This window comes from Acetomicrobium sp. S15 = DSM 107314 (assembly GCF_016125955.1).
GTDB lineage: Bacteria > Synergistota > Synergistia > Synergistales > Thermosynergistaceae > Thermosynergistes > Thermosynergistes pyruvativorans.
In genome coordinates this window covers 1-12,794 of record NZ_JADEVE010000025.1, presented here as the reverse complement: position 1 = coordinate 12,794, position 12,794 = coordinate 1, and the positions used below count along the sequence as shown (strand labels likewise).

General features: G+C 49.3%; 13 protein-coding genes and 1 pseudogene. 10 read left to right on the top strand and 4 right to left on the bottom strand.

Features of this window, described 5'->3' with window-relative positions; all coding sequences use genetic code 11:
* The first annotated feature begins 78 nt into the window (after positions 1-78).
* From EZM41_RS00280 to EZM41_RS00255, 6 genes are all read left to right on the top strand, one after another.
* Complete coding sequence (locus tag EZM41_RS00280) at positions 79-540, top strand: tripartite tricarboxylate transporter TctB family protein (protein WP_198468259.1); 462 nt, start codon at positions 79-81, stop codon at positions 538-540.
* Positions 541-568: 28 nt separating this feature from the next.
* A complete protein-coding gene (locus tag EZM41_RS00275) occupies positions 569-2,077 on the top strand; it encodes a tripartite tricarboxylate transporter permease (protein ID WP_198468257.1) in 1,509 nt (502 codons plus the stop codon).
* 22 nt (positions 2,078-2,099) lie between these two features.
* Complete coding sequence (locus EZM41_RS00270; RefSeq protein WP_198468255.1) at positions 2,100-3,053, top strand: NAD(P)-dependent oxidoreductase; 954 nt, start codon at positions 2,100-2,102, stop codon at positions 3,051-3,053.
* 94 nt (positions 3,054-3,147) lie between these two features.
* Positions 3,148-3,744 carry a chromate transporter gene (locus tag EZM41_RS00265; protein ID WP_198468253.1) on the top strand — a complete coding sequence of 199 codons (597 nt, stop codon included), beginning with the start codon at positions 3,148-3,150 and terminating at the stop codon, positions 3,742-3,744.
* A gap of 53 nt (positions 3,745-3,797) precedes the next feature.
* Positions 3,798-4,319 carry a chromate transporter gene (locus EZM41_RS00260; RefSeq protein WP_342449179.1) on the top strand — a complete coding sequence of 174 codons (522 nt, stop codon included), beginning with the start codon at positions 3,798-3,800 and terminating at the stop codon, positions 4,317-4,319.
* A gap of 219 nt (positions 4,320-4,538) precedes the next feature.
* A complete protein-coding gene (locus EZM41_RS00255) occupies positions 4,539-5,531 on the top strand; it encodes a YeiH family protein (RefSeq protein WP_198468249.1) in 993 nt (330 codons plus the stop codon).
* Between the two features lie 162 nt (positions 5,532-5,693).
* On the opposite strand, the gene EZM41_RS00250 is transcribed toward EZM41_RS00255, so the two are convergent.
* Complete coding sequence (locus EZM41_RS00250) at positions 5,694-6,587, bottom strand: YitT family protein (RefSeq protein ID WP_232618834.1); 894 nt, start codon at positions 6,585-6,587, stop codon at positions 5,694-5,696.
* A 136-nt stretch (positions 6,588-6,723) separates the two neighbouring features.
* Between EZM41_RS00250 and EZM41_RS00245 the strand changes: the two genes are divergently transcribed.
* Complete coding sequence (locus tag EZM41_RS00245) at positions 6,724-7,170, top strand: hypothetical protein (protein ID WP_198468247.1); 447 nt, start codon at positions 6,724-6,726, stop codon at positions 7,168-7,170.
* 5 nt (positions 7,171-7,175) lie between these two features.
* Here EZM41_RS00245 and EZM41_RS00240 read toward each other — a convergent pair whose 3' ends face one another.
* The gene (locus EZM41_RS00240) at positions 7,176-7,637 is read right to left on the bottom strand and encodes a universal stress protein (RefSeq protein WP_198468245.1); all 462 of its coding nucleotides are present in this window, start codon (positions 7,635-7,637) and stop codon (positions 7,176-7,178) included.
* Positions 7,638-7,721: 84 nt separating this feature from the next.
* On the opposite strand from EZM41_RS00240, the gene EZM41_RS00235 reads away from it, so the two are divergent.
* Complete coding sequence (locus EZM41_RS00235) at positions 7,722-8,486, top strand: prepilin peptidase (RefSeq protein ID WP_198468243.1); 765 nt, start codon at positions 7,722-7,724, stop codon at positions 8,484-8,486.
* On the opposite strand, the gene ptsP is transcribed toward EZM41_RS00235, so the two are convergent.
* A complete protein-coding gene (gene ptsP / locus EZM41_RS00230) occupies positions 8,449-10,203 on the bottom strand; it encodes a phosphoenolpyruvate--protein phosphotransferase (protein WP_198468241.1) in 1,755 nt (584 codons plus the stop codon). The genes EZM41_RS00235 and ptsP overlap by 38 nt on opposite strands.
* A gap of 89 nt (positions 10,204-10,292) precedes the next feature.
* Between ptsP and EZM41_RS00225 the strand changes: the two genes are divergently transcribed.
* The gene (locus EZM41_RS00225; protein ID WP_198468239.1) at positions 10,293-11,021 is read left to right on the top strand and encodes a 2-phosphosulfolactate phosphatase; all 729 of its coding nucleotides are present in this window, start codon (positions 10,293-10,295) and stop codon (positions 11,019-11,021) included.
* A 269-nt stretch (positions 11,022-11,290) separates the two neighbouring features.
* Here the strand turns inward: EZM41_RS00225 and EZM41_RS00220 are convergent, their stop codons facing one another.
* Complete coding sequence (locus EZM41_RS00220) at positions 11,291-12,541, bottom strand: ISNCY family transposase (RefSeq protein ID WP_198468237.1); 1,251 nt, start codon at positions 12,539-12,541, stop codon at positions 11,291-11,293.
* A gap of 103 nt (positions 12,542-12,644) precedes the next feature.
* Here EZM41_RS00220 and EZM41_RS00215 point away from each other — a divergent pair.
* A pseudogene (locus EZM41_RS00215) lies at positions 12,645-12,794 on the top strand (penicillin-binding transpeptidase domain-containing protein); the annotation flags it as partial.

Genomic DNA, 12,794 nt, shown 5'->3' with positions numbered 1-12,794 from the left:
AGGGGACTACAAGCTCTCTTTGATCAAAAGCGATGCAGGTAGGCCAAAACGGCCTGCCTGTTTTAAGGAGGATCATTGATGAACCCTAAGACAGATGTCATAAATGCTTCTATTGCTTTAGTGCTGAGTGTTTTACTGTGGTTTTTAATTCCAAGCCAAGTGATGGAAAGTCCAATGGCGAGCGGCATGGGACCGGAATATTTCCCTTACACCATGACTATCGCCCTTGGGATCTTCAGTTTAATACTTTTGATCAAGAGCTCGTTTTTGTGGTTGAAGAAACTGCGCGAAGGCGAAAACCTTAGGCCTACGGCACTATTTTTAAACTTGCGTCGCTTTCTGTTTATGCTCGTTAACTTCTTTCTGTATTACTTGTTAATGGGCATCATTGGCTTCGAGCTGAGCACATTTTTGTTCCTCGTAATTGGAGCCTTCTTTTTGGGGGCCAGAAAGTGGTGGCAGATAGCCCTTTTTGCCTCGATCCTCGACCTCAGCGTGACTTATTCGTTCAGATGGGTTTTGGGCGTGGTGCTTCCTTAGCCCTATGTATGATAGTGAGGTGGCGTAAATGTTAGAATTTGAATACATAGCCCATTCTGTGGGTGCAATCTTTCAATTTCAAAACCTCACCCTGATGGCATTGGGCGTGTCCTTAGGGATGGTGGTGGGAGCTTTGCCAGGTCTAACTGCCACCATGGCAGTTGCGGTGATGCTTCCCTTCACATTCAAAATGTCCGCGGACACTGGCATGTTGTTTTTATTAGGGGTATATGCGGGTGGAATCTATGGAGGTTCCATATCGGCCATACTGGTAGGAGTGCCTGGGACGCCGGCCTCTGCTGCCACAGTCTTGGACGGTTATCCTCTGGCGCGCCAGGGTAAGGCATATGAAGCTCTTTCTATGGCCCTGTGGGCTTCGGTCATAGGCGGCGTGATCAGCGGTTCCATACTTTTGGTTGTGGCTCCAGTTATCGCTGCCTTTGCCCTGCGCTTCGGCCCTCCTGAGACCTTCGCTCTGGCTGTTTTCGGTCTGACGGCGTGCGTAGCTGGAGTGGCGAGCAAAAATCTGGTGAAAGGTCTCATGGTAGCAGCCCTCGGCCTTATAGTCTCCGCCATCGGTCTTGATCCTCTCGAGGCACTTCCTCGCTTTACCTTTGGCATTGATGCCTTGACCGCCGGGATTCCTCTTGTACCTGTGTTGATAGGACTCTTCGCAATAGGCGAGATATTACAGCAGGTGCAACAAGAGTTGCATATCAGTGCGGAGGCCGTGAAGCGATCGCGTTTTGATCTAAAATTGCTCTTGAATCATGCTAAGACAATTATAAAGAGTGGCCTGATAGGAACGGGCATCGGTGCTATTCCTGGCACTGGTGCCGCGATAGCGTCTTTTTTGAGTTACACAGAGGCAAGGCGTAGCTCTAAGCACCCGGAGCGCTTTGGGACCGGCGAACTCGATGGAGTGGCTGCCTCTGAATCGGGGAATAACGCCGTGTGCGGTGGAGCTCTTATCCCTCTAATGACGCTTGGCATACCCGGTGACTCGGTGACCGCCGTGCTTTTGGGCGCCTTGATGATCCAAGGACTAACTCCGGGCCCCCTACTTTTCGAGCGGCATGGGGAATATGTTTATGTTGTGATGATAGGGTTTCTGGCTGTGAATATTATCATGTTGCTCCTCGGCAGATATTTTATCCGCATATTTTCTCTGGCTGTCGGGGTACCGCGCTACTATCTTTTGCCGGCCATCGGCGTCTTTTCCATAGTTGGGGCATATGCTGTGAACAACAGCCTGTTTGACGTTTTATTGATGCTGATATTCGGAGTAATCGGTTACATTCTCCCGATGTTGGGGTTTTCAGTCACGCCATTGCTTTTAGCCCTTATTCTTGGCCCTATGGCGGAGGCGTCGTTGCGTCGTTCTTTGATACTTTCTGGCGGTAGCTGGACCATTTTGGTACAGCGGCCCATAGCGCTGGCCTTCCTGCTGTTATCGGTGGTCGTGGCTTTATTTACATGGCTGCAGTCTCGTAAGCTCCCCAAAGAGATTTCGGGCGATGCACGGGAAGAAATCTAAAAATCATCTGGAGGAATGCTCGGTGTCTAACGTGCTTATAACGTCAAAGATGTTCGGAAGATATTCTCCTGAACCCATGGAGTGCCTTGTTAAAGCGGGCCTGACAATTCTGCCTAATCCATTTGAAGGAAGGGTCTTATCGGAGGAAGAACTCGTCCAGTTAATAGGTGATGCAGACGCCGTTATTTTGGGCAACGAGCGGATTACCGAGCGAGTGCTCGACGCAGCACCTAAGCTCAAGGTTATAGCGCGCTTTGGCGTCGGCTACGACCGTGTAGATGTCGATGCCGCAAGGAGACGTGGTATTGCGGTGACAATAACGCCGGGAGCAAATGTGGAGGCGGTGGCGGAGCTCGCCCTTGGTTTGATGATCGCTCTATTGAGGAAGATCACCGAGGCCGACCAGAAGACCAGGATGGGAGAATTTCCTAACATATTGGGGGTCGAACTTTCTGGGAGACAACTTGGCATAGTGGGTTTTGGGCGCATCGGTCAGGCTGTGGCCAAACGCGCCCTCGCATTCGACATGAAAGTTGTCGCCTTCGACATCACAGATCGCTCTTATGAAGCTGAGAGTTTAAACACAAACCTCCTTTCCTTGGATGAACTCATGGCGACGAGCGATGTAATTTCACTTCATTTGCCGGGAGGGGTCAATACGAATAGACTCATCGGCCGCCGTGCCTTTTCGATCATGAAACGGGGCAGTTACTTGATAAATACTTCCAGGGCATCTGTGGTGGACACAGAGGCCTTGGTGGAAGCACTCAAATCTGGGCAGCTGAGCGGCGCCGCCGTAGATGTCTTCGATGTGGAGCCGCCTCCCGCGGATCATCCGCTATTCGCTTTGTCCAACGTGATCGTTACACCCCATATGGGAGGGTCTACAGATAAGGCTACGGACAAGATGGGGATGATGGCTGTTCAAAATGTCATCTCCGTCCTCAAGAGTGGTCTTCCTTTAAATCCGGTATGATTGTATTATTAAGTCGTTACGAACATGCCAGAAAGTAGAGTCATAAAGTTGCTGTTGCCGATGTGAGTTTTGAATCAGGCGGAGGATCATTATAATGCCAACTTCTAAGTTGCAAGCTGACGCACTGCAAGTAACCCCTTTAAAACTCTTTAAAATATTCCTCCCTATTGGTGCTTTCACCTTTGGCGGAGGGTATGCTATGATTCCTCTCATTCGGAGGGCTATCGTAGAGAAGTGGCAGTGGATGGAGGAGGGCGAATTTATAGACGCTATAGCCATAGCTCAAAGCGCGCCTGGACCGATGGCTATCAATATGGCAGCCATAACAGGTTACAAGTTGGCGGACTTCAGTGGCGCTGCATCGTCCGTGATAGCCGCAGCATTGCCTTCTTTTGTGTCTATAATAATCATAGCGTCAATTTTCCTCGGGGTTCAAAATAACCCAATAGTCAGGGCTGCTATGTCTGGAATGCGTCCAGCCATTGTAGCGCTTATGGCAGAGGCGGCGTTTGAAGCAGGAAAAACGGCGATATCTGACAAAGTTGCCGTTATTTTGGCAGCCGCCGCATTTACAGGCTTGACAATTGCCCATATTCACCCAATAGTAGTCATACTCCTTGCAGGGATAGCGGGATTCTTTATCAGGCCAGCTAAGGAAGAGAAAGAAGAAAGAAATAAAGCTGAAAATTAAGAAGGTATCATACAAGCTAAGAGTGTGAGGGAAGCCGTAATTTGGCGCACTAAGTGCAACTTTTGCAACTTCTATTTAGCTTTTTCAAAGTTGGCTTATTCGGTTTTGGCGGTGGCTACGCGATACTCCCGCTCATTCAGAGGGAGATTGTGTCGTTACATAATTGGCTTACGATGGATCAGTTTATAGACATCGTCGCAATTTCTCAGGTTACTCCTGGCCCGGTTGCCATTAACGCCGCTACATTTGTAGGGTACAAGGTCGCGGGTTTGGTTGGGTCGCTTATCGCTACGACAGGTGTCGTGCTCCCTCCTGTAATAGTTATATTGATCTTAACGAGGTTGTTTTTGAAATATCGTGACCTCGCTTTAGTTAAGGCTATGTTTAATGGCATTCGTCCCGTCGTCGTGTCTCTTATTTTAGCAGCTACAGTAATGATCGTTCCGTCCTCGATCACCGATGTGGCTGGAGTCCTGATAGCTGTTGTCACGTTTCTACTCATAAAGCGTTTCAAGTTAGACCCGATATTGTCAATTGCGCTTGCAGCGATGGTCGGCATTTTGATATATCGCTAACCCAAAATTTGACTTAAGAATTCGCATTTTCTATTGAAAGCACACTTGGCATATCTCTTGAAGATCATATAATGTTAATGCCAAATTTTTCATTAGTTTTTTTGGAAGAGAGTTAATAAAGACTTTGCACTATATTGATTATTTATGGCTGTTCTAATAAGATAAAAGTAGCTATGTTGAGTTTGATCTAAGAATATCATTATAATTGAGGTGGTCTACATGACATTAAAGAGTTATATCCCTGGCGTTGCGCTTTTATTAGTTATATCAGTTGTTTCTACGTTTTTAGCAGAAATGCTGCCTAACTATATCGGCAGGGTTTTTATTGCTGTGCTACTTGGTATAATTATCAATAATATGTTCAATTTGAATAGTAAAATTTTTGGACCTGGTGTTAAATTAGGGCTTAATAAATTCTTAAAGATCGCGATCATCCTGCTTGGAGCTGAAGTTAGCTTTGCAGAATTATTAAAAATCGGAGGCAAGGGCCTGATTGTGGTTATTTCTGTTATTGTGTTGGCCTTCATTTTAACATTTCTTCTTGGCGATGTTTTTAAAGTTTCTTTAAGGAAAAAACTCTTGATTGCAGTAGGTTTATCCATTTGCGGCAACACTGCCATTGTTACCACAGCCCCACTCATTGATGCCGAAGAGGAAGAAATAGTCATGGCAGTAGGCATAGTAACCCTTTTTGGAGTTCTTGCCGTATTTGTGTTTCCTTTGGTTGGGTTTGCGCTTCACATGGCTGACCTTCACTTTGGGGCTTGGGTTGGCACAGGCGTATACGACACCTCTCAGGTAGTAGCTGCCGGGTTCGCCTACAGCGAAGAAAGCGGCAGGATAGCGACGATCATTAAGCTTACTCGCAATGTCATGATGGTGCCGGTAATCTTTTCAGTAGGGTATTTTTATCGGCGCAACAGGAAGACGGCGGGCGAGAAAGTCAGGGTTGTAGATGTCTTTCCTACCTTCATCCTCGGGTTTCTGCTCGTAAGTCTAATAAACAGCATTGGGTTGTTGACCCCTGCGGCGAGTTCGTACCTGGTTGCGGCCGCTAAATTCTTAATAGTGCTTGCGCTTTCCGGCATTGGCTTGAGCGTAAAAATTGCGGACCTTAAAAAATTGGGGTGGACCCCTTTCGTGTTGGGTTTTTCGATTGCTTCACTAATTGCAATAAGTAGTTATTTTATGAATTATTATATTTGGTCATAAAAGAGGAGTGCATCATTCCCTAAAGTGGTTGGCCCTTCGGTTTTGGCTCGGGCTCACGCGGCTGGCCAAGATCGTGCTGTGGAGTCCCGAGCCAAACTGTAGTTGCAATGGAAGAGTCAGCATGGGCGAGGTTGCTATGGCCCTGAAAATATAGCATTATGGCTAAAGGGCGCTCCAACGCTTGAAGCCTTCGCCCACCACCTCTGCAGCGTCTGAAATGACCATGAACGCCCTTGGGTCATTTTGGGCAAGGAAGCGTTTCAACTCCATCGTCTGGCGCGCGGTGAGGAGACAAAAGATCACTGGGCGAACTTGTTTGGTATATCCGCCTTCGCCGTGCAAGATCGTAACGCCACGACGTAGTGTTTGTGTAATAAAGCTGCACACCAATTGTGTGTCTTTAGTTATGATAAATACCTGCTTTCTTCTGTCAAATGAACGGAGCACATTATCTGTTACCAGCCCATTTACGTAAATGCTAACTAAACCTAAAATTGCTCTTTCTAAGCCCACCACGCCGATAGAAAGGCCCAATATAATCAAGTTTATATAAAAGGTATACTTACCGACCTCAATGCCGTAACGTTTGCGAAGGACCGAGACTATTATGTCCGTTCCGCCCAGGGAAGCACCGGCACGAAAAACCAAGCCACCCCCAAGGCCCTTTATGACACCCGCTGAAACGCAAACTAAAATCATATCATTTAATGGGATTGCAGGGAGCCATTCTAAAAGTTTCAACAGTACCGAGACGACAGCAACACCGTAAGCTGTCCAAATGACGAAGCGCGGCGATAGTTCCCGCCATCCCCATAATAAAAGTCCCACATTTCCTATAGCTATAATCCACGCCGGCGATATGCCAAAAGCGTAGTTGGAAAGCACGGCCAGACCCGATACGCCTGCATCCGGCAGACGAAACGGCATGGTCAACGATATTATGCCAACTGAGGAGCACAGTGCCCCTATCGTAATTACGACGAACGTCTGCCATTCGTGCATGAAGAGCCGTCTAATGGTGACGAGTCGTCGTTTGAGCTGCATGCCTGCCAGCATCTGACACCTCCAAAATCATCGTAGCACAAGATATATTATGAGCGGAGCACAAGTTTTGCCTTTGTGTTAGAATAAGCCATGTGCGAACTTTTGTCATCGGCGCAGTTGAATCTGCAAGTCTCAAGGAGGTATGAGCATGCCAGTGCCTATGCAAATTAGCTTAGATGAGTTGCTTTCTATGATCATGGCTCGCATCGACGCGCTGACCGTCTCTGACGAAAACGTTAAAACCAAGTTCAACGTATTGGCCAGAGCCATGTACAAGAAAGGCTTATTGACGGATGAGGATATCATCGATGCCCTCAGGGACGAGTATAAACTCCTCAAGGATTTGGGCCTCATGGCCGAGGAACCGAATGCGGATATGGTCCAAGCTGCTGCTGATGGTATACTTCAGTGGATCAAAAACGACGTTAAAGCCCTTAAGAAGAGCATCGATGAATACGAGAAGAGGCTTCAGGAGTTAGCTTCTCAGGATGCAAGGAAGCCGCGTATAGACGTAGCTTCCCCCGCCGTCCTGCAGCAGCTCGACAAGATGACGGGGGCAAAGAAGAAACCCGGCAGCGGCAAGTTGATCGTCTGAAGGCCTTAAATAATCTCGTACCCGGGGCGATATATGAGCACGGAGCAAGGGGCATGGCGAGCGACGGCTGCGCCGGTGCTGCCAACTAATATTCGTTCCAAGGTGCTGTGCCCCTTATAGCCGACCACAATCAAGCCATAGTTGCCTTCTTTAGCTGTTTGAATGATGATGTCAGCAGGATAACCCTCTTTGATTATTATTTCGTGCTTATGCTCTGGCTCGTTGGGGAAAAGCTCCTCGGCCTTGCGGACGTAGTAGGCCATCTTCTTTCTCGCCACTTCCCACACTTGGGCATCCATTTCGGGAGGGATCCATGGCTCATATCCGCGCCAGACGGCCGTATGGGGGAGTACATGGATATAGGTTACCTCGATGTCCAATCTGTGCGCTATGGAATGGCTGTAAATCACCAGAGGTTCGGATATCTCGCTGAGATCGACAGCGGTCAGCATCTTTCTTGTCGTCATAAGACACACCTCCCCTGAGATCTCTTTATGATAATATAATACAATACAAGAAGGAGAAGTGCAAGGTTTCGTGAGGTCACATTGATGCTCTTTGTAGCGTTAAACGCGATCTTGGGTGCCGCTATGGGGTCGTTTCTAAACGTGGTGGCCGAAAGGAGCGTTTCCGGTCAGCGGTGGTGGGGGGCTGAACGCTCACGTTGCAATGCCTGTGGCAAGGTTCTCTCTGCGTGGGAACTCGTGCCCATAGCTTCCTTTTTGTTGCAAAAGGGACGGTGCAGAGGGTGTGATGCTTTCTTGGGCTGGCGCTATCTTTTTGTGGAACTCATAGGTGCAATCTTTGGCGGTTTTTCGTCCTGGCGTTTCGGTGTGTCTTGGGCTTGGATTACCGCGCTACTTTCCGGTTATGGGCTGCTTTTGTCCTCTCTCACCGATATTTACGGCGGCTATGTCTATGACAGCTTTGTCGTCGCCATGGGATTTTTGGGCATCGCCTTCAGGGTTATAAACGGCCTCGATGCCGCAGTTGATGGTCTTTTTGGTGCTGCGCTCGGTGGGGGCGTCATGGGGGCTATTATAGTGGCGAGCCGCGGCAAAATGGGATATGGCGACGCTACGCTGTCTGCCGGGCTCGGTGCACTGTTGGGTTGGAAAATGGCGGCTTTAGCACTGTATTTTGGTTTTTTGACGGGCGGAGGCGTAGCCCTGGTATTGCTTGCCCTTAAAAAAGTGGGGAGGAAGGACCCCCTCCCTTTTGTGCCTTTTTTGGCGATGGGAGGGGTGTTGGCGCTCATCTTTGGCCCTCAGCTCATCGTCAAGTTGGGCTATTTTCCCGGTTGGCCGTGGGGATAATCTCATCTATGCTGGTCTTTAAGAATGCGTACACCTCCTGCGCGGATGACAACTTAAGAGCTTGGGCAGTTATCTCTTTGGCCCACTTTGACGTTGTGGCGCGCAATGTACGCTTCTGCCATAGAATGCGAGCCGGGGCCATCGACAGCTCGTTGAATCCCAATCCCACAAAAATGGGGATGGCAAGCTCCTCCCCTGCCATTTCGCCGCAAACGCCCAAATCTATGTTATGTGCATGAGCCCCTTCGGCCGTCATGGCGATTAGCCTCAACACGGCTGGGTGGAATGAGTCGAACCATCGGTTTACCCTCTGATTGGTTCGATCGACGGCTAACGTATATTGGGTAAGGTCGTTAGTGCCTATGGAAAAGAAGTCCACCTCCGCAGCTAACTCCCTGCTTATGATAGCTGCCGCCGGAGTTTCTATCATTATGCCTACCTTGATGTCTTCATCAAAACCTTTACCCTCATTTTTTAGTTGTATCTTAGCCTTCTCCAGCATCTCCTTTGCCTGCCGCACTTCCCAGATGGACGAAATCATGGGAAACATGATCCAGAGCTTCCCATAAACGGAAGAGCGGAGCAGGGCGCGCAGTTGTGTCAAAAAAAGCTCTTCATTTTCCAGGCATAGCCGTATGGCGCGATAACCCAAGAAAGGGTTTCCTTCCTTTTCTATCGATAAGTATGGGATCTCTTTGTCGCCGCCTACGTCGAGCGTCCGTATCACCACTGGCCGATCACCCATCGCCTTTAAGGCTTTTGCATATGCGTCGAGCTGTTCTTCTTCTGTGGGAGGTTGTGGGCGGTCCATGTAAAGGAATTCTGTCCTGAATAGCCCTATGCCCGTACCTCCGGATGCCCTTACATCATCGACCTCTTCGGGTGAGGCGATATTTCCCCAAAGCTCCAATTTTGTGCCATCCTTAGTCTCGGCCGTAAGTTTTGCAATTGAGGCGAGTTCCCGTTTTTCTGCGGCAAGGCGCTGGATTTGTCTCTTTGCCCTCTGGATCGTCTCTTCGGATGGGTTTAAGATTACCGTTCCGACGTCGCCGTAAACTATCGCTAGCGTCTGATCCGTTAACTCTTTCGTAGAGATGCCTGAGACTGCCGGTATTCCGAGCGCCTTGGCTATAATGGCAGCATGGCTCGTTACCCCTCCTCGGGCTGTCACTATTGCTGCAACACGATCGGGCTTAAGGCCGGCCGTTTCCGACGGGGTTAGCTCTTCAGCAGTGAGGACTATAGGTTCTGTTGTTGCTGACAAGTCGAGTTCCGGTATGCCGAGAAGAGCTCTAAAAAGCCTTAGTCCGACATCCTCTATGTCTATGGCGCGTTCCCTCATGTAGGGGTCGGGCAGGCTTTCGAGCCTCGCTTTCAGTTCTTTGGTCTTTTCTACAACGGCATCGCGAGCGAGCTTGCCCTTGGCTATGAGTTCTTTTATGCCGCCGATGAGCATCGGATCGTCTATCATTAAAAGATGTGCTTCTAATATCCCCATCTCTTCTTGGGGGAGGTGGCCTTCGGCGTTCTTCTTTAAGGCAAGCAGCCTCTCCTTGGCTTCTTTATGGGCTGCAGTGAAGCGCTCTAATTCTTTGACCCTCTCATCTTGGTCGATTTCCTTGCCCGTGGTCTCAAATGGGACGGAGCGGAGAAGCAAGATTCGCCCTATTCCAACGCCCGATGACAAGGGAACGCCTTTCAACTTCCTCTCTGCCATGTAGGATCAGCCCCCTCATTTGCGCACTGCGACTCCCATCAATTTTACAATATAATTACATTCACCATAATGTGCGAGGAGATAAAAGCATGGGCGCGCGATTAGATGTGATTTTAAGTCCGACCGAGGCTCTTCCGCCTTGCGAAGTTTGGCTTGTCGTCGATGTGCTGCGGGCTACGACGACAATGACGGTGTTCTTCGAGTGCGGCGGTAAGAAGATGTTGCCTGTGGAAAGCGTTGAAGAGGGACTCGCTCTAAAGAAATCACTTGGAAGCGGATGGTTGTTGATGGGAGAAAGAAAAGGATTGCCTCCTCAGGGCTTTGATCTCGGCAATTCTCCTTTGGAAGCGGCGAATGCGTGTGTAAGCAGGTATGAAGGGGCGATAATGACGACCACGAACGGCACCAGAGCGTTGCTCGCCGCAGCCTCTACGGGAGCGCCGGTATTGATAGCCTCTGCGAGGAATGCCTTTGCCGCAGTTGACGCGGCCTTATCATCGGGAAGCTCCATTGGGATTCTTTGTGCCGGTCGGCTCGGCAGGGTATCTCTCGACGATTCGGCCTGCGCAGGCGCCTTAGTGGATATTGCGCTGGAGAAGGAGCCGAAAATCCTATTTTCCGACGGCGCCAGGATTGCGCATTCCGTTTGGCACAGCTATGGGAAAAACATGGAAGAAGCGTTGAAGGACGCGTCTCACGCGCATTTCCTTTTGGGATTGGGCTTCGGCGACGATATCCGTTTAGCCTGCCAGTTAGGAGTAAGCGCTTCCGTGCCGAAGCTTGCCTTTATAAGTGGACGTTGGACGGTACTCCTTTAGAAAACGTGCAAACGTGCCGATGGCGAAAGTGTGGACAGCTATTTCTTAGTGCTATTGGTGCCACGGACTTGAATAATCGGTGTTTTAACAAAGGCTGGAGCAGCTGTCAGCTCCAGCCTTTGTCTTTTGTTTTAATAATTCTCGTGTCTGTTGGTTGGCCAAACTTCCCCGGGAGTGATATTTTCTTTCAACCTCGGATTTGGATTCGGGGTACCTGATGCCTCATTTAAAAATGTAGTCGAAATGGATACGATGCCTCAAATAAAATTCTAAGTCAAAACGAGCTCTTTCTCACATTGCTCAACGCCAGCTTTCTTCTTGAGGTATGCCCTCTCCAGCTTCCTCAGCAGCCTATTGATCTCTCGTTTCAAGGCTGCAGGGTTAAGCTCGTCGAAAGACTGTTGCAGTTGTACCTTGACATCCTCGCTCACCTCTGGTGAAGCGAGCAGCCTCATGAATGGGGTCTTGGGAGTGTCGTAGGTTTTCTTTACCTTGGCCCCATGCCTTTCCTTGCGCATCAGCTTAGCCATAGGCTGGAACAGGTTCACGTACAGCCTCAAGACCTCGTATATCTCGTTTAAGATCTCCACTTCCTCCTCCGTATCGTGCCTGGCATAGCCTACGGTCCTCCTTACGACCGACCAGTTCTTCTGTTCCACATAGCAGCCATCGTTTTTGTTCTCGACCCTGGACCTGGTAAAGGTTATCTCGTTTTTCTCGCAATAATGAAATAGATGTTCGTTTATAAAGACGTTATCGTTATCCGAGTCGAGCCCTTTTAACGAGAATGGCAATTTTTGTCTGATGATGCCTATCGCCTCGAAGGTCCACTTCTGTGCCCTGTTTTTCACAGCTCTATTCTCCGTCCAGCCGGAACACACATCGGTAAGGGTTAGGGTAAAGGCATATTCTCCACTCGGGTTACCGCCTTCATGAGCTACGAGGTCCATCTCCATGAATCCCACCTTGGCATCGTCCCAATCTGCGAAGGTGCGTATGCTTATTTGGTTTTTGAGGAGGCTGCCGGGCTTTGTGCTCTTCCTCTTCTTGAGTTCGACACGCCTCTTCTCTCCTTTGAGAAGGCGATCGATGGTGGAGGCCGAGATGGAAAGGAGCTTCTCCCTCACCTCACATAAACCTATCTCTATCTCACCGAAGGCCTCGAGCTTAGGAACGAGCCAACTCATACACGGAGCCAATCTCTTCCCGCATGGGAAATCCATGATAACCCAAATCTTTTTTAAGATCTTTAGCACTTCTTCATCGTATTTCTTCTTCCTCCGAGGCCTTTTCTTTACCTTCCTCACGTCAGCCACGAGCCTGTAGGACCTTCCGGAGCCGCTTTTTAAGTAAATGCTCTTGCCTTGGAGAGAAAGCAACCGTGAAGCATAGTCACGATTGTAACCGGTAACGGCTACTACTGAATCGAGCCTCACCATCTTTTCCTTCTTGGAGAGTTTATTATATCCCTCGGCTGCTTCCCAAATGATCTCCCTACGTGCCTGCATCGATAGCCTCACCTCGTCTCCCCCCTCAAGGGGAATGATAATTTCACTTTGATTTTTAAGTGAGGCAACGAATCCGTTTCGCTTTGATTTTAAGTGAGGCAACTCGGGGTATTGACAAAATGGATTGGAGGGAGTGGTGGGCCCAAGAGGCACAGGAGAGGCGGCGGGGACGTTTGGCGTTTCTGTGGCTGGCAAAACTGGTACAGCTCAAAACCCTCACGGGGCGGATCACGCTTGGTTTGCAGGCTATGCGCCTGCTGAGGCG

Bases quoted from the DNA above. Each gene is read 5' to 3' on its own strand.
- EZM41_RS00280 (WP_198468259.1), top strand. From the start codon at position 79: ATGAACCCTAAGACAGATGTCATAAATGCTTCTATTGCTTTAGTGCTG.
- EZM41_RS00275 (WP_198468257.1), top strand. From the start codon at position 569: ATGTTAGAATTTGAATACATAGCCCATTCTGTGGGTGCAATCTTTCAA.
- EZM41_RS00265 (WP_198468253.1), top strand. From the start codon at position 3,148: ATGCCAACTTCTAAGTTGCAAGCTGACGCACTGCAAGTAACCCCTTTA.
- EZM41_RS00255 (WP_198468249.1), top strand. From the start codon at position 4,539: ATGACATTAAAGAGTTATATCCCTGGCGTTGCGCTTTTATTAGTTATA.
- EZM41_RS00250 (WP_232618834.1), bottom strand. From the start codon at position 6,587: ATGCTGGCAGGCATGCAGCTCAAACGACGACTCGTCACCATTAGACGG.
- EZM41_RS00245 (WP_198468247.1), top strand. From the start codon at position 6,724: ATGCCAGTGCCTATGCAAATTAGCTTAGATGAGTTGCTTTCTATGATC.
- EZM41_RS00240 (WP_198468245.1), bottom strand. From the start codon at position 7,637: ATGACGACAAGAAAGATGCTGACCGCTGTCGATCTCAGCGAGATATCC.
- EZM41_RS00235 (WP_198468243.1), top strand. From the start codon at position 7,722: ATGCTCTTTGTAGCGTTAAACGCGATCTTGGGTGCCGCTATGGGGTCG.
- ptsP (WP_198468241.1), bottom strand. From the start codon at position 10,203: ATGGCAGAGAGGAAGTTGAAAGGCGTTCCCTTGTCATCGGGCGTTGGA.
- EZM41_RS00225 (WP_198468239.1), top strand. From the start codon at position 10,293: ATGGGCGCGCGATTAGATGTGATTTTAAGTCCGACCGAGGCTCTTCCG.